The sequence below is a fragment of the Rathayibacter sp. AY1F8 genome, assembly GCF_002932165.1.
GTDB lineage: Bacteria > Actinomycetota > Actinomycetes > Actinomycetales > Microbacteriaceae > Rathayibacter.
The window spans coordinates 92,328-117,101 of record NZ_PSVB01000004.1 but is presented as its reverse complement, the minus strand read 5'-3'; the positions used below and the strand labels follow the sequence as shown (position 1 = coordinate 117,101).

The window sequence follows — 24,774 nt, the reverse complement described above, 5'->3', positions numbered from 1 at the left end:
GCCTGCGCCTCGTCGTCGTCGGCGACGTGATGCTCGACGTCGACCTCTCCGGACCCGCCGAGCGGCTGAGCCCGGACGCCCCCGTCCCCGTGGTCGACGTGTCGGCCCGCAGTGCCCGCGCCGGCGGTGCCGGACTCGTCGCCCGGATGCTCGCCCGCGACGGGCACGAGGTGACGCTGGTGACCGCGCTCGCCGAGGACTCGGATCCGGACGTGGCGGAGCTGCGCGCCGAGCTGTCCGGCGTCCGCCTGGTCGCCGGGCCCTCGGGAGCGCCGACGCCGGTGAAGACCCGCGTCGCCGCCTCCGGCCAGGCCGTCGTACGGATCGACCGCGGCTGCGAGACGCCGCCCGTCCCCGGCGTCACCGACGCCATGCTCGCCGCGCTCGCCGACGCCGACGCCGTGATCGTCGCCGACTACGGCCGCCGCCTGACCGAGGAGCCGTCGCTCCGCACGGCGCTCGACGCGCTCACCGTGCCGCTGGCGTGGGATCCGCACCCGCGGGGCTCGCAGCCGGTCGCCGCCACCTCCCTCGCCACCCCGAACCTGGCCGAGGCCACCGCCTTCTCGGGAGCCGTCGGCCGCGGAGTGACGCGCGCCGAGTCCGCCGCGACCACCCTCCTCGAGCGCTGGGGCTGCGGTGCGGTCACCGTGACGATGGGATCCTCCGGCGCCCTGCTGCGCTCCCGCGGCGCCGGCGTCCCGGTCGTCGCACCGGCCGTCGCCGTGCCGCCCACCGACCCGTGCGGCGCGGGCGACCGGTTCGCCGCCTCCGCCGCCGTCGCCCTCGCCGAGGGTGCGAGCACGTCGGAGGCGGTGCAGGCGGCGGTCGCCGCAGCCGGCGCCTACCTCCTCGCGGGAGGGGTCGCCTCCCTCTCCGCTCCCGCCGACCCCGCACCCCTCCACGGCGGCGGGGTGGACGCCCTGCGCGTCGCCGAGTCCGTCCGCGCGGCAGGAGGAACGGTGGTCGCGACGGGCGGCTGCTTCGACCTGCTCCACGCCGGCCACGCCCGCACCCTCTCCGCAGCACGGGCTCTCGGCGACTGCCTGATCGTCTGCCTCAACTCAGACGACTCCGTCCGGCGCCTCAAGGGCGCGGCGCGGCCGATCATCCCCGAGGACGACCGCGTCGACCTGCTGCTCGCGCTCGAGTGCGTCGACGCCGTGCTGGTCTTCGGCGAGGACACGCCGGACGAGGCGCTGCGCCGCATCCGCCCCGACGTCTGGGTGAAGGGCGGCGACTACTCCGCCGAGTCCCTCCCCGAGACGGCGACGGTGGCGGAGTGGGGCGGCCGGGTCCTGACCGTGCCGTACCACCCGGGCCGCTCGACCACCCATCTCGCCGCCGCGCTCGCGCGCGTCGGCTGACCCGCGGCACACGAGGCCCGCAGACCACTCCCGGAAGGAAACCATGAGCACCACTCCCACCCCCATCGGCCGCGTCCTGATCACCGGAGGAGCCTCCGGGCTCGGTGCGGCCGTCGCCGCCGCGGTCACCGCCGCCGGCGGCACCCCGATCGTGCTCGACCGCGACGTCTCGTCGGTGAAGGAAGGCGTCGCCGCCTACCAGGTCGACGTCGCGAAGACCCGCGAGGCCGAGAAGGCGGTCGTCGAGATCGCCCGCGAGCACGGCGGGCTCGACGCCGTCGTGACCGCGGCCGGCATCGACCGCTGCGGCCGCCTCGTCGATGTGGAGCCGGAGGAGTGGGAGCGCGTCATCTCCGTCAACCTCCTCGGCACCGCCGCCGTCGTCCGGGCGGCGCTGCCCTTCCTCACCGAGACGCACGGCCGCGTCGTCACCGTCGCCTCCTCGCTCGCGATCAAGGCCGTCTCGGACGCGACCGCGTACTGCGCCTCGAAGTTCGGCGTGCTCGGCTTCACCCGCGCGCTCGCGGCCGAGACCAAGGGCGAGATCGGCGTGACCACGCTGATCCCGTCGGGCATGAAGACGCGCTTCTTCGACGACCGCGACGAGCAGTACAAGCCGGGTCCGGACGCGCTGCTGAACGACCCGGAGAACGTGGCGAACGCCGTCATGTTCGTCCTCGGCCAGCCGCGCGGCTGCGAGGTCCGCGAGCTCGTCATCACGCACGAGGAGGAGCCGTCCTGGCCGTGATCCGCTGATCCGGGCGCGCCCCGGATCCCCCTCCGCGAGACGCCGCCTCGGTCCGCACGCCCCGGCGCGTCGCGTACCGAGGCGGCGTCTCGCGGTTCAGCGGGTGGAGGCGAGCACCCCGCGGACGTCCTCGAGCACCGCCTCGACGCGCACATCGCCGACGAACGTGACGTCGTGCTCGCAGCGCGGAGCGGTCCAGCCGACCTGCGTGGCGTCGCGCCCGCAGACCGGGCAGTGCGTGGTCCAGCTCAGCTGCACCCGGTGGCGCTGCCGCCCGAGGGCCGCGGCGTTGATCGCGTTGCCCACCCAGAAGACCCCGACCGTCGGAGCGCCGACCGCGGCGGCGAGATGGCGTGGTCCTGAGTCGTTGCCGAGCACGAGGTCGGCGAGCGAGAGCAGCGGAGCGAGGTCCGGGAGGTCCACGACGCCCGCCCAGGAGACCGCTCCCGGCGCTCCGGCGACGATCTCGTCGGCGGCGGGCACGTCCGAGGCGTCGCCCACCATCAGCACGCGCGCGCCGTCCGCCAGCAGCTCCGTCGCCACGGCGGCGAAGGAGGCGGCGGGCCAACGCCGGCGGGGATCGGTCGCGCCGGGGTGGATCAGCACCAGCGGGCCGCCCGCGGGCAGCGCCGCGGCGAGGCGGTCCCGCCGCTCCGGATCCACGGCGAGCGCCGGCTCGAGGCGGGTCGCGGGCGCTCCGGCCAGCCCGACGATCTCGAGCGCCCGCAGCATCTCGTGCTGGTAGTAGACGTAGGGGATCGTGCGCTCGAGCTCCGCGGCGTCGTCGGTGCGCGACCCGATCGTGTGGCGCGCGCCGAGGCGCTGGAGGAACGGGTTGGAGTAGCGCCCGCCGCCGTGCAGCTGCACGGCCAGGTCGAAGCGGCGCGCGCGCATCCGCTCGGTGAAGTCCTCGACGACCCGGGGGTCCTCCCCCTCTCCGTCGCGGACGCCCTGCGCCACCGGCAGGATCTCGACGTCGGCGATCGGCGACTCGACGCCCGTCAGCAGGACCCGGTGCGCGGGCGTCCCGAGCAGGGTGATCTCGGCTCCCGGGTAGGCGGCCGCGAGGGCGTCGACGGCGGGCAGCGCGAACAGCAGGTCGCCGAGTCCGCCGCCGCGCAGGACGGCGATCCTCTCGACTCCGGCGAAGGGCTCTCGGAGGGGGGCGATGGCGACCACGACGGGTTCCTCTCAGGTGCGGAGGGCGCGCGGGCGCCGCTCCGGGGACGGTGCACTCCTCCACTTCCCCGCCGGGGCCGATCCGAAACCGGATCGGGGGCGAGCCCGTCGCCGATCCGGGGGCGGATTCCGGAGGCGGCGTGTCTAGGCGCGCACCACCCGGGTACCGGACGGATGCGTCCGCCACTCCGCGGGCGCCCCCGACCGAGAGGTGACCGTGACCATCGACATCACGACCCCCGCCACGACCGCCGCCGACGCCGTCCGCCGCGCGCGGACCGCGTTCCCCGCGTGGGCCGCCACCGCGCCCGCCGAGCGCGGCGCCCTGCTCCGTGCCGCCGCCCACCGCGTGGCCGAGCACGAGCAGGAGCTCGCCGACCTCAACACGCAGGAGACGGGCAAGCCCGCCGGCGACGCGCTGGGCGGCGTGCGCGCCGGTGTCGACACGCTGCTCCAGTACGCCGAGCTCGGCCCGCTTCACCGCGGGAGGAGCCTGCGCGGAGGGGCTCTCAACGTCGATCTGGCCCTGCCGCACCCGCGCGGTGTCGTGCTCGCCCTCACTCCGTGGAACGACCCGGTCGCCGTCGCCGCGGGCCTCCTGGGCGCCGCGATCGTCTCCGGGGACGTCGTCGTGCACAAGCCGAGCGAGCGCAGCCCGGGCACGGGGGCCCTCTTCACGAGCATCCTCGCCGAGGCGCTGCCCGAGGGCGTGCTGACCCTGGTCGAGGGCGACGGGGCGGTCGGCGACGAGCTGGCGCGCACCGAGGGCGTTGACGTCCTCGCCCACGTCGGCTCGACCGCCACCGGCCGCGCGCTCGCCCGGGTCGCCGCCGTCACCGGCGCGCACGTGATCCTCGAGAACGGCGGCAACGACGCGCTCGTCGTCGACCGCGACGTCGACCCGGTCTGGGCCGCCGAGCAGGCCGCGCTGGGCGCCTTCGCCAACGCCGGCCAGATCTGCACCTCCGTCGAGCGGATCTACGTGCACCGCGACATCGCCGAGGCGTTCACGGCGGCGCTCGTCGCCGAGGCCGATCGCTGGAGCGCAGGCCCGCTCCCCCGCCTCGTCGACGCCCGCATGCGCGACGCCGTCCACGAGCATGTCACGGAGGCGCTCGATAGCGGCGCGCGCGCCCTCACCGGCGGCACCCCCGGGGACGGCACCTTCTACCCCGCGACCGTCCTGGCCGACTGCACCGAGTCGATGCTGGTGATGACGGAGGAGACCTTCGGGCCCGTCGCGCCGATCCGCGTCGTCGACTCATTCGACGAGGGCCTGGACCTGGCCGCCGCGAGCCCCTACGGTCTGGCCGCCTCGATCCTCACCGCCGACATGGAGCACGCCCATCGGGCCGCGGCGACGCTGCCGGTGGGCACAGTCAAGGTCAACGGCGTCTTCGGAGGAGCGCCGGGCGGCAGCGCCCAGCCCCGCGGAGCGTCCGGCTCCGGCTTCGGCTACGGCCCGGAGCTGCTCGACGAGATGACCACCACCACGGTCGTGCACTTCGGCCTGCCCGTTCTGCCGGGAGGCGCGCGGTGAGCCTCGAGGGCTCGGCGCTCCAGCGGGCGAGCGCCCTCCTGGCGCACGTCCACGAGCGCCCGCCCGTAGTCGCCGTGATCGGGGACCTCATCCTCGACTCCTGGTGGCTCGGCGAGGCGGAGCGCGTCACGCGGGAGGCGCCCGCGCCGGTCCTGCGGCTCGAGGACGTCGTCGACGTCGCGGGCGGGGCCGCCAACACCGCCGCCAACCTGCGCGCGCTGGGCGCCGTCGTCCGCACGGTCGGCGTGGCCGGACGCGACTCCGAGGGCGACCGGCTCGTGCGCGCCCTCGAGCGGGCCGGCCTGGACACCTCCCGGGTCGTCCGCACCGGCGCCGCGACGACGATCAAGACCCGCGTGGTCGGCGGCGACAGCGTGATGCTGCGCGTCGACTCCGGCCCGCACCGCCCGGCCGACGACGAGCTGGCCCTGCTCGCCGGTGCCGCCGCCGAGGCCGCCGCGGGCGCCGACGCCGTCCTGGTCTGCGACTACGGCTCGGGGATCCTCCGCGAGGCCGTCAAGCGCCTGCTCGCCGTCGAGCGCCCCGGCCTCCTCGTGGTCGACGCGCACGAGCTCGCCGACTGGGCCTTCGCCCGGCCGGACCTCGTCACTCCGAACGCCAAGGAGGCGGAGCGGCTGCTCGGCGGCTCCCTCGGCCGCGGGACGGAGCGGGCTGCCGCCGTGCGCGACGCGGCGGACGACCTGCGCGCCCGCTCGGGCGCCCGGCACGTCGTGGTCACCCTCGACCGGGACGGCTCCACCGCGCTCGACGCCGACGGCACGGTCAGCCGCACCTTCGCTCAGCCCGCGGAGGAGAAGCAGGCGTCCGGCGCCGGCGACACCTTCGCCGCGACCGCCACCCTCGCCCTCGCCGCCGGCCGCTCCCTGGCCACCGCCGTCGATCTGGCGCAGGCCGCCGCCGACGTGGTCGTGCAGCGCCCCGGCACCTCCGTCTGCTCGGGCGACGACCTGCTCGCCTCCCTCGCCGCTCCCGGCGCCGTCGTGCTCGGCGAGGACGCCCTCGTCGAGGTGCTCGCGGAGCAGGCGCGCCGCGGTCGCCGCGTGGTGTTCACCAACGGCTGCTTCGACGTCCTGCACCGCGGCCACACCGCCTACCTCCGCCAGGCCCGCGAGCTCGGCGACGTGCTCGTGGTCGCGGTGAACGACGACGACTCCGTCCGGCGGCTGAAGGGCGAGGGACGGCCGATCAACCCGGAGGGCGACCGCGCGGGCGTGATCGCCGAGCTGGGCTGCGTCGACTACGTGACTCTCTTCGGCGGAGACACCCCCATCCCGCTGCTCGAGCGCGTGCAGCCCGACGTCTACGTGAAGGGCGGGGACTACAACCCCGACATGCTCGCGGAGGCGGCCGTCGTCCGCTCCTACGGGGGCGTCGTCACCACGGTCGGCTACGTCTCGGAGCACTCCACGACCGAGATGGTCCAGCGCATCCGATCGGCCGCGCCGTGACCAGCCGCCGGTGGTCCGGGCGCTGGGGGGTCCCGGAGGCTCCCCGGCAGCCGCTGATCGACGTACTGGTGCCGACGGTCGGCCGCCGTGCCGAGCTCGCCGCCACGCTCGCCGGACTCGCCGCCCAGGACGACCCGCCCTTCCGCGTGATCGTAAGCGACCAGTCCGACGACGCGGTCGCCGAGAGCGACCCGACGATCCTCGCGATGCTGCGCGTGCTGGAGGCGCAGGGCCGGGCTCCGGTGGTGCGCCGGCACCTGCCCCGGCGCGGGCTCGCGGAGCAGAGGCACTACCTCCTCTCCCTCGCCACCGCCCCGGCCGTCCTCTTCCTCGACGACGACGTGTGGCTCGAGCCGGGCACGCTCTCGCGGCTGCACGAGGCCCTCGAGCGCCTCGACTGCGGCTTCGTCGGCTCCGCGGTGCAGGGCCTGTCCTACCTCGAGGACGTGCGCCCGCACGAGACCGAGTCGTTCGAGACCTGGGAGGAGCGCGTGGAGCCCGAGCGGGTGCGGCGCGGAACCCCGGAGTTCGAGCGCTGGCCGCTGCACAACGCGGCGAATCTCACGCACGTCGCCGCCCGCCTCGACGTCCCGGAGGGCGCCTGGCGCGCGTACCGGGTCGCCTGGCTGGGCGCGTGCGTCCTCTACCGCCGCGACGCCCTCCTGGCCGTCGGCGGCTTCGACTTCTGGGAGCAGCTGCCCCCGGAGCACAGCGGTGAGGACGTCGCCGCGCAGTGGCGCGTCATGGAGCGCTTCGGTGGCGCGGGCCTCGTGCCCAGCGGCGCCGTGCACCTCGAGACGCCCACGACGGTCACCGACCGGCGCGTCGACGCCTTCGACCGGCTCTTCGCCGAAGAGCACTCGTAACACTCAGCAAGGCGACGAAAGGACAGCACGATGGACGCACCCAACCCGATCCAGATCCAGAAGTACCTCTCGGGCATCGACTACCCCGCCTCGAAAGACACGATCGTCGAGACCGCGGAGACGGAGGGCGCGGACGGCGACGTCCTCGAGGCCCTCCGTGCGATCCCGGACGGCGACTACGAGAAGCCCACCGACGTGAGCTCGGCCGTCTCGAAGGTCTGACCCCCTCCGCGGGACGCCGCTCCGGTGCACGGCACGCCGTGCCTGCCGTACCGGAGCGGCGTCCCGCGAGCGGCGATCGGCCGGCGCGGAGAGCCGGGGTCAGGCGGAGGCGTGCTCGTGCTCGCGCAGGACGCCGGACTCGAGCGCCTGGAACGACAGCACCTTGTAGCCCTCGGACTCGAAGAAGATCGTCGCCCGGTCGGCCTCCACGCTCATCACGGTGCCGGCGCCCCACTCGCGGTGCTCCACCGACTCGTCGACGCTCAGAGGGGCGTCCACGGGCGCCTCGACGGTCTCGCCGCTCGCCTCGTGCCGCTCGCAGCCGTCGCAGTTGCCGCACCACTCGGCCGACTCCACGCCGAAGTAGTCCAGCAGGACTCGGCGGCGGCACTGGCTGGTCTCCGCGTACGCGCGCATCATCGACAGGCGCGACTCCGCGATCCGCTCGCGGGAGGCCAGAGCCTCCTTCACCGCGTGCACGGCCTCGTCGCCGGAGGCCTCGCGCGTCCCGCGCAGACCGGAGCCGGTCTCCACCAGCCCCGCGTCCGCGAGATCGTTGACGATCCGGGCGATCGTGCGGGCCGGCTTCCCCAGCTCCTTCGCGAGAGCCGCGGAGTCGAGCCCCGGCTGCTCCGAGACGGCCGCCCAGATCACGCGCAGCGCGGCCTTGTCGACCGAGCGCTTGGCGAAGAAGCGGCGGAGACCCAGATCCTCGGCGCGGTAGTGCAGCGCGCCCGTCGCCGGCTCGCCGTCGCGGCCCGCGCGGCCGATCTCCTGGTAGTACGCGTCGAGCGACTCGGTGGTCGTCGCGTGCAGCACGAAGCGGACGTCGGCCCGGTCGATGCCCATCCCGAAGGCCGAGGTCGCGACGACGACGTCGAGCTCGCCAGCGCGCCACTGCTCGTGCACGACCTTGCGCTCGGACACCTTGAGTCCGGCGTGGTACGCCGCGACCCGGCGCCCCTCCGCCGCGATGTCGGCCGCGTAGGCCTCCGTCTCCTTGCGGGTGGCGACGTAGACCAGGCCCGGAGCCGTCCAGCTGCGGGCCTCCTCGACCACGGCGGCGCGCTTCTCGTTCTCGCTCTCGTGGCGGTGCACCACCAGCCGGATCTCCGGACGGTCGACGCCGTGCACCTGGATCTCGGGGTCGGTCATCCGGAGGCGCTCGATGATCTCGTCGCGCACCGGCCCGGAGGCGGTGGCGGTCATCGCGAGCACCGGCGGGTCTCCGAGCTCGCCGCGCACATCGGCCAGGCGGAGGTAGTCGGGGCGGAAGTCGTGGCCCCAGGAGGAGACGCAGTGCGCCTCGTCGACGACCAGGAGCGACACTCCCGCGGCCGCCAGACGCGCCACGTTCTCGGGCTTGGCGAGCTGCTCGGGCGCCAGGAGCACGTAGAGCGGGCCGCCCTCGTCGATCCGGTCCCAGGCGCGGGCGACGGCCGCGGCGCCCTGGGAGGAGTTGATCGCGACGGCGGGCGGGGCCGCCGGAGCCGCCTCGATCGCGGCGAGCTGGTCGGCCTGCAGGGCGACGAGCGGGGAGACGACCAGGACGACGCCGCCGCGCTCGGCTCCGGCGATCTGGTAGACCGCGGACTTGCCGCCGCCCGTCGCCAGCACCAGCAGCGTGTCGCGCCCGGAGGCCGCCGACTCGATCGCCTCGCGCTGACCGGGGAGCAGCGACGACCAGCCGAAGTCCTCCCGGGCGATGCGGCTGACAGAGTCGGTGCGGGAGGAGTTCATAGCTCGACGCTACGACCAGACGGCCCCGGAGGCAGTCCGCTTGACAGCGCCGGGGAGCACGGTGAAGGCGCGTCGCCCGGCCTCACGGCCCGCCTCTGCCCCCTCGTCCCCGCGCTGTCAACGTCCTGCGGAGGGGCCCGTCGCGTGCTGGGCTGGAGCCCCGACGAGAGGAGCCGACATGGCCGACCAGAACGTGAACGAGGACCTTCCCGGATCCGGAGGCGACGCCGCCCCGAACACCGGCGGCGCGCAGACGGTGCTGCCCGGCGAGGACGCGGCCGACGCCTCCGCCGCGGGGGCCGCTCCCGGGGGCACCGCGATCGACCGCGGTGTCACGGACGCCGTGACCGACGGCGACAGCGGAGGGGACACCGTCTCCGGCGACGCCGACCTGCCGGACGAGACCGAGGGCGCGGTCGGCAGCGACCCGGCGAGCGCCGACTGACGTCCCGCTCGGACGCGTCCGGCCCGCCGGATCCGAGGATCCTTGCGGGCCGGAGGCGCTCGTCCCTCCGCGGAGGAGGGCCCGGGCTCAGCGCCGGACGACCACCGGGTTGAACAGCGTGCCGATGCCCTCGACGTCCACCGCGACGGTGTCGCCGTTCGCGATCGGCCCGACGCCGGCGGGCGTCCCGGTGAGGATCACGTCCCCGGGGAGCAGCGTGAAGATGCGCGAGACGTAGGCCACGAGCTCGGGCACCCCGTGGATCATGTCGCCGGTGCTGCCCGACTGCTGCACGCGCCCGTTGACGCGGGTCTCGATCGCGCTCTCGTTCCAGACGAACTCGGTCTCGATGACCGGTCCGAGCGGGCAGAAGGTGTCGTAGCCCTTCGCCCGCGCCCACTGGCCGTCGGAGCGCTGGAGGTCGCGTGCGGTGACGTCGTTGGCGATCGTGTACCCGAAGACCACGTCCTCGTAGTCCTCCGCGCGGACGTTGCGGGCCACGGCGCCGATCACGATCGCCAGCTCGCCCTCGAACTCCACCTGCTGGCTGTCCTCGGGGAGGACGATCGCCTCGTCCGGGCCGATGACCGACGTGTTCGGCTTGAGGAACACCAGCGGCTCCGCCGGGGCGTCGCCGCCCATCTCGGCCGCGTGGTCGGCGTAGTTCTTCCCGATGCCGACGATCTTGGAGCGCGGGATCACCGGCGCGAGGAGCTTCGCCTCCGCGATCGGGATGCGCTCCCCCGTGGTGTCGAACCCGGCGAACATCGGGTCGCCGGCGAGCACGACCAGGTCGTCCTCGTCCACGATCCCGAAGTGGATCGCTCCCCCGTTGTCCCCGTCGCGCTGCGTGGCGAATCGTGCGATCTTCATGCGTCCAGCCTCGTCATCCATCCGTGCGTGTCCTCGCGGCGTCCGTACTGGATGCCGGTCAGCTCCTCGCGGAGCGACATCGTGAGCTCCCCGGCGGGCGCGCTCTCGCGGCCGACGGAGAAGCCCTCGCCCTTGAGCTCGGCGATCGGGGTGATCACGGCGGCGGTCCCGCAGGCGAACACCTCGACCACGTCGCCGGAGGCCACTCCGTCGCGCCATTCGTCGATGCTCACGCGGCGCCGCTCGACGCGGTGGCCGCGGTCCTCGGCGAGCTGCAGGACGCTGTCGCGCGTGATGCCCTCGAGGATCGAGTCCGATTCCGGGGTGACCAGCGTGCCGTCCTTCTTCACCAGCACCACGTTCATGCCGCCGAGCTCCTCGATCCACTGCGACTCCTGCGAGTCGAGGAAGAGGACCTGCGCGCAGCCGTGGCTGTAGGCCTCCTGCTGCGGGAGGAGGGAGGAGGCGTAGTTGCCACCCGTCTTCGCCGCTCCCGTGCCGCCCTTGCCCGCCCGGGCGTAGGAGGTGGAGAGCCAGATCGACACGGGGGCGACGCCGCCCGAGAAGTAGGCGCCGGCGGGGCTGGCGATCACGTAGTAGCCGACGTCCTCGGCCGCGCGCACGCCGAGGAACGCCTCCTGCGCGAACATGAACGGGCGCAGGTAGAGGCTGGTCTCCGGCTCCGAGGGGACCCAGTCGCCGTCGACCGCGATCAGCTGCCGCAGCGACTCGACGAAGAGGTCCGTCGGGAGCTCCGGCAGCGCGAGACGGCGGGCCGAGCGCTGCAGGCGGCGCGCGTTCGCCTCCGGGCGGAAGGTCCAGACGGAGCCGTCCTCGTGGCGGTAGGCCTTCATCCCCTCGAAGATCTCCTGCGCGTAGTGCAGGACGGCGGCGGCGGGGTCGAGCGCGAGCGGGCCGTAGGGCTCGACGCGGGCGCTGTGCCAGCCGTCCGCGCGGGTCCAGCGGAGGCCGACCATGTGGTCGGTGAAGTGCATGCCGAAGCCGGGGTTCGCGAGGATCCGGGCGCGCTCCTCGGCGGAGCGGGGCGCGGGGGCGGCGGTCACCTCGAACGCGAGGTCGGCGGGGGCGGAGTCGGTGCTCATCGTGGTGGTGTCCTTCTGCGGGGGATCAGCGGAGGCGGGCGACGACGGAGTCGCCGATCGCGGCCGTGGAGCGCGGGGTGCCGTCGCGCGACTCGATGTCGGCGGTCACGGCCGCGGTGACGCGGGCGGCCTCGTCGCTCCGGCCGAGGTGGTCCAGCAGCATCGCGGCCGAGAGGATCGCGGCGGTCGGGTCGGCGAGCTGCCGTCCGGCGATGTCGGGCGCGGATCCGTGGACCGGCTCGAACATGCTGGGGAACGCGCCGTCGGGGTTGATGTTGCCCGAGGCCGCGAGTCCGATGCCGCCGCTGATCGCGCCGGCCAGATCGGTCAGGATGTCGCCGAAGAGGTTGTCGGTGACGATGACGTCGAACCTAGCAGGGTCGGTCACGAGGAAGATCGTGGCGGCGTCCACGTGGAGGTAGTCGACGGCCACGTCCTCGAAGGCGGCCCCCACCTCGTCGACGATCCGCTTCCAGAGCGAGCCGGAGAAGACGAGGACGTTCGTCTTGTGGACGAGCGTCAGCCGGGAGCGGCGCGTGCGGGCGAGCTCGAACGCGTGTCGGACGACGCGCTCGACCCCGTAGGCGGTGTTGACCGACACCTCGTTGGCGATCTCGTGCGGGGTGCCCTGCCGGATCGAGCCGCCGGTACCGACGTAGGGCCCCTCCGTGCCCTCGCGGACGACCACGAAGTCGACCTCGCCGGGAGCCGCGAGCGGCGAGGGGACGCCCGCGTAGAGACGGGTGGGCCGCAGGTTGACGTAGTGGTCGAGCTCGAAGCGCAGCCGCAGCAGCAGCCCGCGCTCGATGTTCGCGTCCCGGAGGCGCGGGTCGCCCGGTGCTCCGCCGACGGCGCCCAGGAGGATCGCGTCGTGCCCCGCGATCGCCGCGAGGTCCTCGTCGGTGAGGACGTCGCCGGTCTCGAGGTAGCGGGCGGCGCCGAGCGAGAAGGTGGTCGTCTCGAGCACCAGATCGGAGTCGGCGGTGACGGCGTCGAGGACCTTGACGGCCTCGGCGGTCACCTCGGGCCCGATCCCGTCTCCGGGGATGACGGCGAGCTTCACGGTGCGGGGCATGGCGGTCCTCAGGCGTACGGGGTCGGAGTCCCCCCAGCGTACTCGCGGCCCGCCCGCGCCGCGGTCCGGGGCACGCGCCCCCCGTCGGGCTGGCGAGGGCCGCCCGGGAGGCGCTGCGCGTCCCGGGCGGCCTCCCTCGGGAGGAGAGGAGGAGCGTCAGCTCCGGCGGAGGCGCCAGGCGCCGACCGCGGCGGCGGCCAGCACGAGGACGACACCGAGCCAGGCCGACCAGCCGACGCCCGAGTCGAACGCCGCGCTCGCCGACGCGACGAGGCTCGCGGCGGAGTCGGCGGGCAGCTCGCCGGCGACCGAGACGGCGCCGCCGAGGGTCTCCCCGGCCCGCTGCGCCTGCGCGGCGTCGAGGCCCTCGGGCAGCACGACTCCCCCGCGGTACACGGCGGTGAGGACGGTGCCGAGCGTCGCGGTGCCGAGGACGGCGCCGAGCTCGTAGGCGGTCTCGGAGACGGCGGAGGCCGCACCGGCCTTGTCGGCGGGCGCGTTGGCCAGGATCAGCTCGTTCGACACCGTCTCGGCCGCGCCGATGCCCAGGCCGAGGAACGCGAAGGCGACAGCGACGGTGAGGGCGGACGCTCCTCCGGGCGCCCCGCTGCCGAGTGCCAGCAGGATGTACCCGACGGCCGAGACCAGCAGTCCGGCCGGGACGACGAGGCGCGGAGCGACGCGGCGCGCGATCGGCACCACGCCGAGCCCGGCCAGGATCATCACGGCGAGGCCCGGCACGAGCACGAGGCCCGCCTCCAGCGGCGAGAGCCCGACCACGAGCTGCAGGTGCTGCGAGAGGAAGAAGAGCCCGCCGACCAGCGCGGTGACGCTGAGGAGGTTGACCACGATCGCCGCACTGAACGAGCCGCGGCGGAAGAGCGAGAGATCGAGCATCGGCGAGGCCCGGCGCTGCTGGCGGCGGACGAACAGAACTCCCGAGACGACGCCCACGACGAGCGCCGCGACGCCGACCGCGTCGATCCCGTGCTCGGCGAAGGACTTCACCGCGTAGACGACCGGCGCCATGGTCGCCAGCGACAGCAGGATGCTGACCACGTCGACCGGGCCGGGCTGCGGGTCGCGCGACTCCGGCACCAGGATCGGCACCAGGACGACCAGCGGGAGCAGCACGGGCACCGCGAGCAGGAACACCGACCCCCAGGGGAAGTGCTCGAGCAGCACGCCGCCGACCAGCGGGCCGATGCCCGAGCCCACGGCGAAGCCGGTCGCCCAGATCGCGATCGCGAGGCGGCGCTGGTCGCGGTCGGGGAAGACGCTGCGCAGGAGCGAGAGCGTCGAGGGCATCAGCATCGCGCCGAAGAAGCCCAGTGCCGCGCGGGCGCCGATGAGCGCCGCGGCGGTGGGAGCGAACGCGGCCACGACCGAGACGGCGGCGAAGCCGACCGCGCCGACCAGCAGGAGGCGCCGCCGCCCGACGCGGTCGCCGAGGCTGCCCATCGCCACCAGCAGGCCCGCGAGCACCAGCGGGTAGGCGTCGACGATCCACAGCAGCTCGGTGCCGGAGGGCCCCAGATCCTCGGCGATCGAGGGGAGCGCGAAGTTCAGCACCGTGTTGTCGACCGAGACCAGCAGCACCGGGAGCATCAGCACCGCGAGCGCCACCCAGGCGCGTCGCCCGACCCGGTCGGCGGCGCCGGCGGTGTCGTGGGTGGAGACGGGAGCGGTGCGCGCGGACACGGGGACGACCTTTCAGAGGAGAACGGAGAGAGTATACCGTCCAGCCGGTACAGTCGCCACTGATCCGCCGTAGGATGGTCGCCGTGCCTCCTGCCCCCGCCCGCGACCGCGTCCTCGACGCGTTCGAGCAGCTCCTCATCGAGCAGGGCGAGCGCGCCGCGACCCTCGACGCCGTCGCCCGCGAGGCCGGAGTCTCCAAGGGCGGGCTGCTCTACCACTTCCCCTCGAAGGACGCCCTCGTCGACGGGCTCCTGCAGCGCCTCGACGCGCGGCGGGAGGCGGACGTCGCGCAGAGCCTCGCTGCTCCCGAGGGCGTGGTCGCCTACCTGCTGCGCACCTCCTTCGCCGCCGACTCGGCCTTCGACCGCACGATCCTCGCCGTGTCGCGCATCGCGCAGGGGCACGACGAGCGCGCCAGCGGGGGCCTCGCGCGGATCCACGACAGCTGGAACGAGGTGGTCGCCGACGCCGTGGGCGACCCGCTCGTCGCCCGGGCGATCGTCCTGATGAGCGACGGGCTCTACTACAACTCCGCCCTGCTCCCCACGGGCTCGCAGTCGCGCGGCGAGGCCGAGGACGTCCTCGCGGTCGTCCAGCGCCTCCTCGGGAGCTGAACCGCGCCGCCCCGGCGGACCCGCTACAGCTCGACGACGCCGTCGATCAGGGTCACCGTCGCGCCGCCGATCCAGATCGCGCCGTCCGTGCTCTCGACGCGCACGCGCCCGGCTCGGCCCAGCGCCGCCCCCTGAGCGGCCGTGTAGCGCTCGGGCAGCACGCCGCTGCCGATCAGCCACTGGGCGATCCCCGCGTTGAGGCTCCCCGTCACCGGATCCTCGGACACACCGGCGTCGGGGATGAACGCCCGCACCTCGACCGCGCACTCGCCTCCCGCCGGATGCTCGCCCACGACGCCGACGGGGAGCCCGGCGAGGAGAGCCTGGTCCGGCCGCAGCGCGAGGACCTGCTCCGCCGACGCGAGCCGCACGGCCAGCCAGCCGGGACCGTTGTCGACCCACTCGTGGTCGAGGATCTCCGCGCGCGGGATCCGCAGAGCCGCAGCCACCCGCTTGAGCGTCGCCTCGTCGACCGGTCCGGTCCGCCGGCGGGGCGGGGCGGCGAAGGCGATGCCCTCCTCCGTCACCCGCAGTCGGACGAGACCCGCGGCGCACTCCTGCACGAGCTCCCCCGCCGCGCGGGCCGTCCCTCCGGCCGCGAGCCAGGCGTGCGCGCTCCCGAGGGTCGGGTGCCCGGCGAAGGGCAGCTCCCCGCCCGGCGTGAAGATCCGCAGCCGGTAGTCGGCCGCGGGGTCGCTCGGGCGGAGGAGGAAGGTCGTCTCGGAGAGGTTCGTCCAGCGCGCGAACTCCGCCATCGCGGCGTCGCCCACGCCGTCGCCGTCGACGACGACCGCCACCGGGTTGCCCCGGAACGGCGCGGCGCCGAAGACGTCGACCTGAGCGAACCGCCGCGTGCTCACTGCTCGGTGATGTCGATCTCCTGCATGAGGTCGGCGTCGATCGCGACGCGGACCTTCTCGAGCAGGCCGTCGGGGGCGGGCGAGTCGATGGTGATCACCGAGAGCGCCTTGCCGCCCGCCTCGGTGCGCGCGATCTGCATGCCCGCGATGTTGACCGCGGCGTCGCCGAACTCGCGGCCGTAGACCGCGACGATCCCGGGGCGGTCGACGTAGCTCATGACGACGAGGTGCTTCGCGAGGGGGACCTCGACGTCGTAGCCGTTGATCGCCACGATCTTCTCGACCTGCTTGGTGCCGGTCAGCGTGCCCGAGACCGAGATCTGCGAGCCGTCCGAGAGCGCGCCGCGCAGCGTGATCACGTTGCGGTACTCGTCCGAGACCGGCTCCGTGATCAGGCGCACCTCGATGCCGCGCTGCTCCGCGAGCACCGGCGCGTTGACGTAGGACACCGTCTCCGAGACCACGTTGGTGAACACGCCCTTGAGAGCCGCCAGCTTGAGGACCTTCACGTCGTAGCCGGCGAGCTCGCCGCGCACCTCGACGTCGATGGAGGTGACCGGCGAGTCCGCGAGGCCCGAGAAGACCTGGCCGAGCTTCTCGACCAGCGGGATGCCGGGGCGCACGTACTCGTCGATCACGCCGCCGGCGACGTTCACGGCGTCCGGCACGAGCTCGCCCGAGAGCGCGAGGCGCACCGAGCGGGCGACCGAGACGCCGGCCTTCTCCTGCGCCTCGTCGGTCGAGGCTCCGAGGTGCGGAGTGACGACCACGTTCTCGAGGGCGAGCAGCGGCGATCCGGTCGGCGGCTCCTTCACGAACACGTCGAGTCCGGCGCCGGCGATGGTCTTCGCGACGAGCGCGCGGTGCAGCGCGTCCTCGTCGATGAGGCCGCCGCGGGCCACGTTCACGATGAACGCCGACGGCTTCATCAGCGCCAGCTGATCGTCCGAGATCATGCCCGTCGTCTCGGGGGTCCTCGGCATGTGGATCGTGATGAAGTCGCTCTCGGCCAGCAGCTCCTCCAGGGAGAGGAGCGTGACGCCGAGCTGCTGCGCGCGGGCGCTGGTCACGTAGGGGTCGTAGGCGACGACGTTCACACCGAAGGCCTGCAGGCGCGCGGTGATCAGCGCGCCGATGCGGCCGAGGCCGATGATGCCGACGGTCTTCTCGTAGAGCTCGACGCCCGTGTACTTCGAGCGCTTCCAGAGGCCCTGCGCGAGCGCGCTGTGCGCGGCGGGGATGTGGCGGGCGAGGCTCAGGATGTGGCCGACGGTGAGCTCGGCGGCCGAGATGATGTTCGAGGTCGGCGCGTTCACGACCATGACGCCCGCGGCGGTCGCGGCGGTGATGTCGACGTTGTCCAGGCCCACACCGGCGCGGGCGATCACCTGGAGCGAGGGGGCCGCGGCGATCGCCTCCGCGTCGACCTGCGTCGCGGAGCGCACCAGGATCGCGTGCGCTGTGGCGAGGGCCTCGAGCAGCGCCGGGCGGTCGGTGCCGTCCACGGAGCGGATCTCGAAGTCGGGACCGAGCGCGTCCACGGTGGCGGGCGAGAGTTCTTCGGCGATCAGGACGACCGGCTTTGTCACGAGAGGCGCTTCCTTCGGAGAGGGGACGGAGCGGGCACCGAGGCGGGGGCGTCGGCAGCCCCCCGTCACTGTAGCGGAGGGGTGCGCGCGCCCCGCGCCGTGTGACGCCGCCGGTCAGCTCAGCGAGAAGAGATTCATGCCGCCGAATATGAGCTGCACATCGAGGGCTATTACGGCGGAGAGACACAGGGCGGCCGCAAGCAAACCCGTCCTCGCTAATACCCCCCGCCTCCGCCCGAGCATCACGGCGACGGTGAAGCAGAGCACCGGCATGCACAAGGCCACCAGCAGCACTGCCCACCCGGTCGGATTGAGGTCGGTGCCCAAAAGTGCAGCAGCGCTGCGCAGGCCGATCAGGTTGCCGACCGCCTCCCAGACGTCCCAGGCGAAGAAGAGCGCGAACACCACGGCGACGAGGACGGAGGCGGCCAGGCGCCGGCCGGGCCGGTCGCGCCGGCCGGTCCCGCCGAGGGTGGCCCGGGTCGAGTCGGTCATCAGGCCCCCTTCAGGAACGGCAGCGGAGAGAGGAGGACGAGTCCGGCGACCAGCCAGAGCACGCGGGTGCGCACCCGGGAGTCGCGGGTGGCGAGGAGCACCACGGCGAACCACACCGGCGGCGCCAGGACCGCCAGCCAGAGCCCGAGCGAGTAGAGGGCGCCGCCGAGCGCATCGCCCGCGAAGCCGGCCGTGGCGACCGGCGACTGCCGCGTCGCCGTGATCGCCCAGGCGATGGCGTACAGGAGGTAGAGGCCGGCCGCGATGCCCGCGGCGATCAGCAGAGCGGACGAGGACGCGGCCTCGTCGGCGGGGTCCTCGACCTCGGGGTCGTCGTCGTCCGAGCCGTCGTCCGCCGGGCCCGCCCCCGCGACCGCGCGGGGCGTCCGGCGCACGCGCGCCGTCCCCGCGGCGAGCGTCGGGTCCGCGCCCTCGCCCGCCCACTCCAGGGCCTCGTCGTCGGCGTCGTCCTCCGGGCCGGCGTCCGGCCCGCGGTCCACCGGCGGGGTCGCCGCGTCGTCGTCCTCCGGGGAGCGGCCCGGTCCACCATCGATCACCGCAACACCCTAGCCGCGCGCACCTCGCAGGAGGCTCGGAGCCCGCCGCCGCCTCCCCGACACCCGGCGGACACCCCGCGTCCTCCCCCGGGGGCGAGGCTGAGCGGATGGACGACCGCCGCCGCCGCTTCGTCGCCCTCGGCGACTCCTTCACGGAGGGGGTCGGCGACCCGCACCCGCGCCTGCCGAACGGAGTGCGCGGCTGGGCCGACCGCGTCGCCGAGCGCCTGGCGAAGGCCGAGCCGGGCTGGGAGTACGCGAACCTCGCCGTCCGCTCGAAGCGCCTCGCCCAGATCACCGAGGACCAGCTCGCGCCCACCCTCGCGCTCCGCCCCACCCTGATCACGCTGTACGCCGGCGGCAACGACATCCTCGACCTCGGCACCGACACCGTCGATCTGATCACCCGCTACGAGGCGCTCGTCGACGCGCTCGCGACCACCGGCGCCTCCCTCGTGCTCTTCACCGGCGTCGACATCCCGGGACTGCCCGCCCCGCGGATGTTCCTGCGCCGCAACCACCTCTACAACAGCGCCGTCCGCCGGATCGCCCGCGAGCGGGGCGCGATCCTCGTCGACTACTGGGCGATGCGGGAGTTCCACTCCCCCGTGCTCTGGTCGCCCGACCGGATGCACCTCTCCAAGCGCGGGCACCGCGTCCTGGCCGGCCGCGTGCTCGACACGCTCGGCGTGCCGCACACGATCTCGACCGGGCCCTGGGACGCTCCCGAGCCGCTCCGCCTCCGCGCACGGCTGCGCGAGCAGCGCCGCTGGGCGGCCGACTGGGTCCTCCCCCTCGTCGGCCGCAAGCTGCGCCGGGTGACGCTCGGCGACCACCTCTCGCCCCGGTGGCCGGACCCCGTCCTCGTCCCGCCGAAGGGCGGTCTCCGCCGTCTCGTCCGCGAGCTCGAGCGGTAGGCGCGCCCCGGACGCGGAGGAGCCCCGGCCCGGCGAGGGGATCCCGGTGGACGGGTCCCTCGTCGGACCGGGGCTCCCCCGGTCGACGCGGTGCGACTAGCGCGCGACGCTGCCGTCGGTGTAGTCCTCGTCGGTCTGCTTCCAGGCGAAGAGCTTGCGCAGCTCGCGGCCGGTCTCCTCGATCGGGTGCTTCTCGCCCTTGGCGCGCAGCTCCTGGAACTCGGGTCCGCCCGCGTCCTGGTCGCCGATGAAGCGCTTCGCGAAGGCGCCGCTCTGGATGTCGCCGAGGACGGCCTTCATGTTCTCCTTCACGCGCGGGTCGATGACGCGCGGGCCGGAGACGTAGTCGCCGTACTCGGCGGTGTCGGAGACGCTCCAGCGCTGCTTGGCGATGCCGCCCTCCCACATGAGGTCGACGATGAGCTTGAGCTCGTGCAGCACCTCGAAGTAGGCGATCTCGGGCTGGTAGCCGGCCTCGACGAGGGTCTCGAAGCCGTACTGGACGAGCTGCGAGGTGCCGCCGCAGAGCACGGCCTGCTCGCCGAACAGGTCGGTCTCGGTCTCCTCGGTGAAGGTGGTCTTGATGACGCCGGCGCGGGTGCCGCCGATGGCCTTCGCGTAGGACTTCGCGGTCTCCCAGGCGGTGCCGGTCGCGTCGTTCTCGACGGCGATGATGTCCGGGATGCCGCGGCCGGCGACGAACTCGCGGCGCACGGTGTGGCCGGGGGCCTTCGGCGCGATGAGGATGACGTCGACGCCCGCGGGCGCCTCGATGTAGCCGAAGCGGATGTTGAAGCCGTGCGCGAAGGCGAGGGTCTTGCCCTCGGTCAGCGCGGAGGCGATCTGCTCGCTGTAGATCGCGCGCTGGTGCTGGTCCGGCGCGAGGATCATGATCAGGTCGGCCCAGGCCGCGGCGTCGGCGACGCTCTTGACCTCGAAGCCGTCGTCCTCGGCCTTGGCGGTCGACTTCGACCCCTCCTTCAGCGCGATGACGACCTGGACGCCGGAGTCGCGAAGGTTCTGCGCGTGCGCGTGGCCCTGCGAGCCGTAGCCGACGATCGCGACCTTCTTGGACTGGATGATGGAGAGGTCGGCGTCGGCGTCGTAGATGAGCTCGGTCACGTGGTGAGTCCTTTTCTGTAGTGGAGAGTTCGCGGTCAGTTCTTGAAGACGCGCTCGGTGATCGACTTGGAGCCGCGCCCGATGGCGAGCAGGCCCGACTGCGCGATCTCCTTGATGCCGTAGGGCTCGATCACCCGCAGGAACGCATTGGTCTTGCCGGTGTCGCCGGTGACCTCGATCACCAGGGCGTCCGTCGCGACGTCGACCACGCGGGCGCGGAAGAGCGTGACGGCCTCGAGCACCTGCGAGCGCGTGACGTTGTCGACGCGGACCTTGACGAGCAGGTGCTCGCGCTGGACCGACTGGTCGGTGTCGAGCTCGACGATCTTGATCACGTTGACGAGCTTGTTGAGCTGCTTCGTGACCTGCTCGAGCGGCAGGTCCTCGACGTCCACGGCGACCGTGATGCGCGAGAGCCCGGCCAGCTCGGTCGGACCGACCGCCAGCGACTCGATGTTGAAGCCGCGGCGGGCGAACAGCCCGGCGACACGGGTGAGCAGTCCCGGCTTGTCCTCGACGAGCAGGGAGAGAACGTGGTGCGTCATGCGGGTCTACTCCTCGTCGTCCCAGGTCGGGCTGTGGTCTCGGGCGTACTGGACGTAGCTGTTGGAGACGCCCTGCGGGACCATCGGCCAGACCATGGAGTCGCGGCTGACGACGAAGTCGATCACCACGGGCCGGTCGTTGGTGGCGATGGCGAGGCGGATGGCGTCGTCGATCTCCTCCGGCTTCGTGACGCGGATGCCGAGCGCGCCGTAGGCGTCGGCGAGCTTCACGAAGTCGGGCACCCGGACGGTGTCGTGACCCGTGTTGAGGTCGGTGTTGGAGTAGCGGCCCTCGTAGAACAGGGTCTGCCACTGGCGCACCATGCCGAGCGAGGAGTTGTTGATCACCGCGACCTTGATCGGGATGTCGTTGATCGTGCAGGTGGCGAGCTCCTGATTGGTCATCTGGAAGCAGCCGTCGCCGTCGATCGCCCACACGGTGCGCTCGGGCGCGCCGACCTTGGCGCCCATCGCCGCGGGCACGGAGTAGCCCATGGTGCCGGCGCCGCCGGAGTTCAGCCACGAGTTGGGGCGCTCGTACTTGATGAACTGCGCCGCCCACATCTGGTGCTGGCCGACGCCGGAGGCGAAGACGCCCTCGGGGCCGGTGATCTCGCCGATGCGCTTGATGACGTACTGCGGCGAGAGCAGGCCGTCGTTCGGCTCGGTGTAGCCGAGCGGGAACTCCGTCTGCAGGCCCTTGAGGTAGCTCCACCACTCGGAGGTGTCGGCGCGGCCGTCGGCGGAGGCCTTGGCGAACGCGTCGGTGAGGTCCGGGAGGACGTCCTTGAGGTCGCCCACGATCGGCACGTCGGCGGTGCGGATCTTGGAGATCTCGGCCGGGTCGATGTCGACGTGCACGACCTTGGCGTGGGGCGCGAAGAGCGCCGCCTTGCCGGTCACGCGGTCGTCGAAGCGCGAGCCCAGCGCGAGGATCAGGTCCGCCTCCTGCAGCGCGAGCACCGCGGGGACGGTGCCGTGCATGCCGGGCATGCCCAGGTGCTGCTCGTGCGAGTCCGGGAACGCTCCGCGCGCCATCAGCGTGGTCACCACGGGGGCGCCGCAGGCCTCGGCGAACGCCTTCAGCTCGGCGGCCGCGCGGGCGCGGATGATGCCGCCGCCCACGTAGAGCACCGGCTTCCGCGACTCGACCAGCAGCTGGGCCGCGGCCTGGATCTGCTTGCCGTGGGCCTTCGTGACCGGACGGTAGCCGGGCAGGTCGATCTTCGGCGGCCAGAGGAACGGCGCCTGGTCCTGCTGCGCGTCCTTCGTGATGTCGACCAGCACGGGGCCGGGGCGGCCGGTGGTGGCGATCAGCGCGGCGGAGGCGAGGGCCGAGGGGATGTCCTCGGGGCGCGTCACGAGGATGGAGTGCTTCGTGATCGGCATCGTGATGCCGACGATGTCCGCCTCCTGGAACGCGTCGGTCCCCATGAGCGTCGAGAACACCTGGCCGGTGATCGCGAGCATCGGGACCGAGTCCATGTAGGCGTCCGCGATCGCGGTGACCAGGTTGGTCGCTCCGGGGCCCGAGGTCGCGATGCAGACGCCGAGCTTGCCGGTCGCCGAGGCGTAGCCCTCGGCGGCGTGGCCGGCGCCCTGCTCGTGGCGGACCAGGATGTGCCGGATCTTCGAGGAGTCCATCAGCGGGTCGTAGACCGGGAGGATCGCGCCGCCGGGCAGGCCGAAGACGTCCTCGATCCCGAGCATCTCGAGCGAGCGGACGACCGCCTGCGCTCCGGTGAGGACCTCGGCCGCGGGGGCGGCCCCGGGAGCGTGGGCGGGTCGGGGTGGCTGGGGCGTCGGTGCGGGCTGCACGGCGGACGGATCCGGAGTCATGCGGGTGTCGATTCCTTCAGGAGGTGGTGCGGCGGCGGGCAGAGCCGGAGGCGAGTGCCCGGGAACGCGAGTGCGCGGCCGGCCGGAGCGGGCCGGGTCACCCGGTGACGGCGCCCTCGGCTGCCGAGCGGACGAGCTTGGCGTACTTGGCGAGGACACCGCGGGTGTAGCGCGGAGGGAGAGGTGCCCAGCCTTCTCGGCGGGCGGCGAGCTCGGACTCGTCGACGAGTAGGTCGATCGAGCGAGCGGCGATGTCGACCCGAATCGGGTCTCCGTCACGAACGAATGCGATGGGACCTGCGTCCACCGATTCGGGAGCTATGTGGCCGATGCACAGGCCGGTTGTGCCGCCTGAGAATCGTCCGTCCGTCAACAGTAGTACATCTTTTCCGAGCCCGGCCCCCTTGATGGCGGCGGTGATGGCGAGCATCTCGCGCATGCCGGGACCGCCCTTGGGACCCTCGTAGCGGATGACCACCACGTCGCCCTTCTCGATCCGGCCCTCGGTCAGAGCGTCCATCGCGGCGCGCTCGCGCTCGAACACGCGGGCCGGACCCTCGAAGACGGAGGCGTCGAAGCCGGCGGTCTTGACGACCGCGCCCTCGGGGGCGAGCGAGCCCTTGAGGATGGTGAGCCCTCCGGTCGCGTGGATCGGGTTGTCGAGGGTGCGGATGACCTCGCCGTCCAGCGGTGCGATGTCCATCGCGGCGAGGTTCTCGGCGACCGTCCTCCCGGTGACCGTCAGGCAGTCGCCGTGGAGCAGCCCGGCGTCCAGGAGCGCCTTCATCACGGCCGGGACGCCGCCGTGGCGGTCGACGTCGTTCATGACGTACTTGCCGAAGGGCTTGAGGTCGCCGATGTGCGGGATCGTGTCGCCGATGCGGTTGAAGTCGTCGATCGTGAGGTCGACCTCGGCCTCGTTGGCGATCGCGAGCAGGTGCAGGATGACGTTGGTCGACCCGCCGAAGGCCATCGCCACCGCGATCGCGTTCTCGAACGCCTTCTTGGTGAGGATGTCGCGGGCCGTGGTGCCGTTGCGCAGCAGCTCGACGACGGCCTCGCCGGACTTGCGGGCGAAGTAGTCGCGGCGGCGGTCGGCGGCGGCGGGCGAGGCGGAGCCGGGCAGGCTCATGCCGAGCGCCTCGGCGACGCTGGCCATGGTGTTGGCGGTGTACATGCCGCCGCAGGAGCCCTCGCCCGGGGCGAAGGCGCACTCGATGCGCTTGGCGTCCTCCTCGGACATGATCCCGGCCTTGACGCCGCCGACGGCCTCGAAGGAGTCGATGATCGTGATGTCCTTCTCGGTGCCGTCCGAGAGCTTGACCCAGCCCGGGGCGATCGAGCCGGCGTAGACGAACACGGCGGCGAGGTCGAGGCGGGCCGCGGCCATCAGCATGCCGGGCAGCGACTTGTCGCAGCCGGCCAGCATGACGGTGCCGTCCAGGCGCTCGGCCATCATCACGGTCTCGACGGAGTCGGCGATGACCTCGCGGGAGACGAGCGAGAAGTGCATGCCCTCGTGGCCCATCGAGATGCCGTCCGAGACGGAGATGGTGCCGAACTGGAGCGGGTAGCCGCCGCCGGAGTGCACGCCCTCCTTCGCGGAGCGCGCGAGGCGCTCGAGCGAGAGGTTGCAGGGGGTGATCTCGTTCCACGAGGACGCGATGCCGATCTGGGGCTTCTCCCAGTCGTCATCGCCCATCCCGACCGCCCGCAGCATCCCGCGCGACGTCGTGGCCTCGATGCCGTCCGTGACGGTGCGCGAGCGGGGCTTCCAATCGATTTCCGGCATGCGATGAGGCTACCGCCTCGCGCGCGGTGCCCCTGCTCGCCGGGCGGACCCGGACCGGCCCGCGCACCCGTTCCTGCCCCGGCCTCCGGCAGCGGCACCGGATGCGGACGTCCCCG

General features: G+C 73.4%; 23 protein-coding genes. 9 read left to right on the top strand and 14 right to left on the bottom strand.

The window, feature by feature from the left end; genetic code table 11:
- Positions 1-2: 2 nt before the first annotated feature.
- Together C5C35_RS05070 and C5C35_RS05065 are read left to right on the top strand one after the other, a co-directional pair.
- The gene (locus C5C35_RS05070; protein ID WP_104262721.1) at positions 3-1,367 is read left to right on the top strand and encodes a PfkB family carbohydrate kinase; all 1,365 of its coding nucleotides are present in this window, start codon (positions 3-5) and stop codon (positions 1,365-1,367) included.
- Between the two features lie 43 nt (positions 1,368-1,410).
- Positions 1,411-2,115: an SDR family oxidoreductase gene (locus tag C5C35_RS05065; protein ID WP_104250150.1), complete on the top strand. Its 705-nt coding sequence runs from the start codon at positions 1,411-1,413 to the stop codon at positions 2,113-2,115.
- A gap of 96 nt (positions 2,116-2,211) precedes the next feature.
- Here the strand turns inward: C5C35_RS05065 and C5C35_RS05060 are convergent, their stop codons facing one another.
- Positions 2,212-3,294, bottom strand: a complete 1,083-nt coding sequence (locus C5C35_RS05060) for a glycosyltransferase family 9 protein (protein ID WP_104250149.1) — start codon at positions 3,292-3,294, stop codon at positions 2,212-2,214.
- 217 nt (positions 3,295-3,511) lie between these two features.
- Here C5C35_RS05060 and C5C35_RS05055 point away from each other — a divergent pair, with 217 nt between their 5' ends.
- Genes C5C35_RS05055 through C5C35_RS05040 form a run of 4 tightly spaced genes read left to right on the top strand, consistent with a single transcriptional unit; the run spans position 3,512 to position 7,391 of the window.
- Positions 3,512-4,834, top strand: coding sequence for an aldehyde dehydrogenase (locus tag C5C35_RS05055; RefSeq protein ID WP_258069009.1), 1,323 nt, complete (start codon positions 3,512-3,514; stop codon positions 4,832-4,834).
- Entirely contained in the window at positions 4,831-6,303 is a 1,473-nt protein-coding gene (gene rfaE2 / locus C5C35_RS05050) for a D-glycero-beta-D-manno-heptose 1-phosphate adenylyltransferase (RefSeq protein ID WP_104261711.1), read from the top strand. Before C5C35_RS05055 ends, rfaE2 begins: the two co-directional genes overlap by 4 nt.
- Positions 6,300-7,169 carry a glycosyltransferase family A protein gene (locus C5C35_RS05045; RefSeq protein ID WP_219812158.1) on the top strand — a complete coding sequence of 290 codons (870 nt, stop codon included), beginning with the start codon at positions 6,300-6,302 and terminating at the stop codon, positions 7,167-7,169. The genes rfaE2 and C5C35_RS05045 overlap by 4 nt, the downstream gene beginning before the upstream one ends.
- Before the next feature lie 30 nt (positions 7,170-7,199).
- Positions 7,200-7,391 carry a DUF2795 domain-containing protein gene (locus C5C35_RS05040; RefSeq protein WP_104262690.1) on the top strand — a complete coding sequence of 64 codons (192 nt, stop codon included), beginning with the start codon at positions 7,200-7,202 and terminating at the stop codon, positions 7,389-7,391.
- Between the two features lie 99 nt (positions 7,392-7,490).
- On the opposite strand, the gene C5C35_RS05035 is transcribed toward C5C35_RS05040, so the two are convergent.
- Positions 7,491-9,131: a RecQ family ATP-dependent DNA helicase gene (locus tag C5C35_RS05035; protein WP_104247444.1), complete on the bottom strand. Its 1,641-nt coding sequence runs from the start codon at positions 9,129-9,131 to the stop codon at positions 7,491-7,493.
- Between the two features lie 178 nt (positions 9,132-9,309).
- On the opposite strand from C5C35_RS05035, the gene C5C35_RS05030 reads away from it, so the two are divergent.
- Entirely contained in the window at positions 9,310-9,576 is a 267-nt protein-coding gene (locus C5C35_RS05030) for a hypothetical protein (RefSeq protein WP_104247445.1), read from the top strand.
- 87 nt (positions 9,577-9,663) lie between these two features.
- Here C5C35_RS05030 and C5C35_RS05025 read toward each other — a convergent pair whose 3' ends face one another.
- The 4 genes from C5C35_RS05025 to C5C35_RS05010 form a co-directional block, all read right to left on the bottom strand.
- Positions 9,664-10,449 (bottom strand): fumarylacetoacetate hydrolase family protein, encoded by a 786-nt coding sequence (locus C5C35_RS05025; RefSeq protein ID WP_104247446.1) that lies wholly within the window; start codon positions 10,447-10,449, stop codon positions 9,664-9,666.
- The gene (locus C5C35_RS05020; protein ID WP_104247447.1) at positions 10,446-11,552 is read right to left on the bottom strand and encodes a branched-chain amino acid aminotransferase; all 1,107 of its coding nucleotides are present in this window, start codon (positions 11,550-11,552) and stop codon (positions 10,446-10,448) included. The genes C5C35_RS05025 and C5C35_RS05020 overlap by 4 nt, the downstream gene beginning before the upstream one ends.
- A gap of 25 nt (positions 11,553-11,577) precedes the next feature.
- Positions 11,578-12,627, bottom strand: a complete 1,050-nt coding sequence (locus C5C35_RS05015) for a 3-isopropylmalate dehydrogenase (RefSeq protein WP_104261557.1) — start codon at positions 12,625-12,627, stop codon at positions 11,578-11,580.
- 156 nt (positions 12,628-12,783) lie between these two features.
- Positions 12,784-14,328 carry an MFS transporter gene (locus tag C5C35_RS05010; protein ID WP_258059394.1) on the bottom strand — a complete coding sequence of 515 codons (1,545 nt, stop codon included), beginning with the start codon at positions 14,326-14,328 and terminating at the stop codon, positions 12,784-12,786.
- Between the two features lie 74 nt (positions 14,329-14,402).
- On the opposite strand from C5C35_RS05010, the gene C5C35_RS05005 reads away from it, so the two are divergent.
- A complete protein-coding gene (locus tag C5C35_RS05005; RefSeq protein ID WP_208543367.1) occupies positions 14,403-14,942 on the top strand; it encodes a TetR/AcrR family transcriptional regulator in 540 nt (179 codons plus the stop codon).
- A gap of 23 nt (positions 14,943-14,965) precedes the next feature.
- Here the strand turns inward: C5C35_RS05005 and C5C35_RS05000 are convergent, their stop codons facing one another.
- The 4 genes from C5C35_RS05000 to C5C35_RS04985 form a co-directional block, all read right to left on the bottom strand.
- The gene (locus tag C5C35_RS05000) at positions 14,966-15,802 is read right to left on the bottom strand and encodes a PhzF family phenazine biosynthesis protein (protein WP_104261558.1); all 837 of its coding nucleotides are present in this window, start codon (positions 15,800-15,802) and stop codon (positions 14,966-14,968) included.
- A complete protein-coding gene (gene serA, locus C5C35_RS04995; RefSeq protein ID WP_104223535.1) occupies positions 15,799-17,391 on the bottom strand; it encodes a phosphoglycerate dehydrogenase in 1,593 nt (530 codons plus the stop codon). The genes C5C35_RS05000 and serA overlap by 4 nt, the downstream gene beginning before the upstream one ends.
- Positions 17,392-17,505: 114 nt before the next feature.
- Positions 17,506-17,886, bottom strand: a complete 381-nt coding sequence (locus tag C5C35_RS04990; protein WP_104226250.1) for a hypothetical protein — start codon at positions 17,884-17,886, stop codon at positions 17,506-17,508.
- Positions 17,886-18,443 (bottom strand): hypothetical protein, encoded by a 558-nt coding sequence (locus tag C5C35_RS04985; protein ID WP_104261559.1) that lies wholly within the window; start codon positions 18,441-18,443, stop codon positions 17,886-17,888. The genes C5C35_RS04990 and C5C35_RS04985 overlap by 1 nt, the downstream gene beginning before the upstream one ends.
- Positions 18,444-18,550: 107 nt before the next feature.
- On the opposite strand from C5C35_RS04985, the gene C5C35_RS04980 reads away from it, so the two are divergent.
- The gene (locus C5C35_RS04980) at positions 18,551-19,360 is read left to right on the top strand and encodes an SGNH/GDSL hydrolase family protein (RefSeq protein WP_104261560.1); all 810 of its coding nucleotides are present in this window, start codon (positions 18,551-18,553) and stop codon (positions 19,358-19,360) included.
- Between the two features lie 96 nt (positions 19,361-19,456).
- Here the strand turns inward: C5C35_RS04980 and ilvC are convergent, their stop codons facing one another.
- The 4 genes from ilvC to ilvD all read right to left on the bottom strand — a co-directional run bounded on the left by ilvC (position 19,457) and on the right by ilvD (position 24,658).
- Complete coding sequence (gene ilvC, locus C5C35_RS04975) at positions 19,457-20,482, bottom strand: ketol-acid reductoisomerase (protein ID WP_104223539.1); 1,026 nt, start codon at positions 20,480-20,482, stop codon at positions 19,457-19,459.
- A gap of 35 nt (positions 20,483-20,517) precedes the next feature.
- Positions 20,518-21,027 (bottom strand): acetolactate synthase small subunit, encoded by a 510-nt coding sequence (ilvN, locus tag C5C35_RS04970; RefSeq protein WP_104223540.1) that lies wholly within the window; start codon positions 21,025-21,027, stop codon positions 20,518-20,520.
- 6 nt (positions 21,028-21,033) lie between these two features.
- Positions 21,034-22,866, bottom strand: a complete 1,833-nt coding sequence (locus C5C35_RS04965) for an acetolactate synthase large subunit (RefSeq protein WP_104261562.1) — start codon at positions 22,864-22,866, stop codon at positions 21,034-21,036.
- Positions 22,867-22,963: 97 nt separating this feature from the next.
- Positions 22,964-24,658 (bottom strand): dihydroxy-acid dehydratase, encoded by a 1,695-nt coding sequence (gene ilvD, locus C5C35_RS04960; RefSeq protein WP_104250142.1) that lies wholly within the window; start codon positions 24,656-24,658, stop codon positions 22,964-22,966.
- Positions 24,659-24,774: the final 116 nt, after the last annotated feature.

What these genes read in the sequence shown, in the direction of transcription:
- C5C35_RS05040 (WP_104262690.1), top strand. Translation starts at nt 7,200, where the DNA reads ATGGACGCACCCAACCCGATCCAGATCCAGAAGTACCTCTCGGGCATC.
- C5C35_RS05015 (WP_104261557.1), bottom strand. Translation starts at nt 12,627, where the DNA reads ATGCCCCGCACCGTGAAGCTCGCCGTCATCCCCGGAGACGGGATCGGG.
- C5C35_RS05035 (WP_104247444.1), bottom strand. Translation starts at nt 9,131, where the DNA reads ATGAACTCCTCCCGCACCGACTCTGTCAGCCGCATCGCCCGGGAGGAC.
- C5C35_RS05005 (WP_208543367.1), top strand. Translation starts at nt 14,403, where the DNA reads ATGGTCGCCGTGCCTCCTGCCCCCGCCCGCGACCGCGTCCTCGACGCG.
- C5C35_RS04990 (WP_104226250.1), bottom strand. Translation starts at nt 17,886, where the DNA reads ATGACCGACTCGACCCGGGCCACCCTCGGCGGGACCGGCCGGCGCGAC.
- C5C35_RS04965 (WP_104261562.1), bottom strand. Translation starts at nt 22,866, where the DNA reads ATGACTCCGGATCCGTCCGCCGTGCAGCCCGCACCGACGCCCCAGCCA.
- C5C35_RS05030 (WP_104247445.1), top strand. Translation starts at nt 9,310, where the DNA reads ATGGCCGACCAGAACGTGAACGAGGACCTTCCCGGATCCGGAGGCGAC.
- ilvD (WP_104250142.1), bottom strand. Translation starts at nt 24,658, where the DNA reads ATGCCGGAAATCGATTGGAAGCCCCGCTCGCGCACCGTCACGGACGGC.
- C5C35_RS04980 (WP_104261560.1), top strand. Translation starts at nt 18,551, where the DNA reads ATGGACGACCGCCGCCGCCGCTTCGTCGCCCTCGGCGACTCCTTCACG.
- ilvN (WP_104223540.1), bottom strand. Translation starts at nt 21,027, where the DNA reads ATGACGCACCACGTTCTCTCCCTGCTCGTCGAGGACAAGCCGGGACTG.
- C5C35_RS05020 (WP_104247447.1), bottom strand. Translation starts at nt 11,552, where the DNA reads ATGAGCACCGACTCCGCCCCCGCCGACCTCGCGTTCGAGGTGACCGCC.
- C5C35_RS05065 (WP_104250150.1), top strand. Translation starts at nt 1,411, where the DNA reads ATGAGCACCACTCCCACCCCCATCGGCCGCGTCCTGATCACCGGAGGA.
- C5C35_RS05025 (WP_104247446.1), bottom strand. Translation starts at nt 10,449, where the DNA reads ATGAAGATCGCACGATTCGCCACGCAGCGCGACGGGGACAACGGGGGA.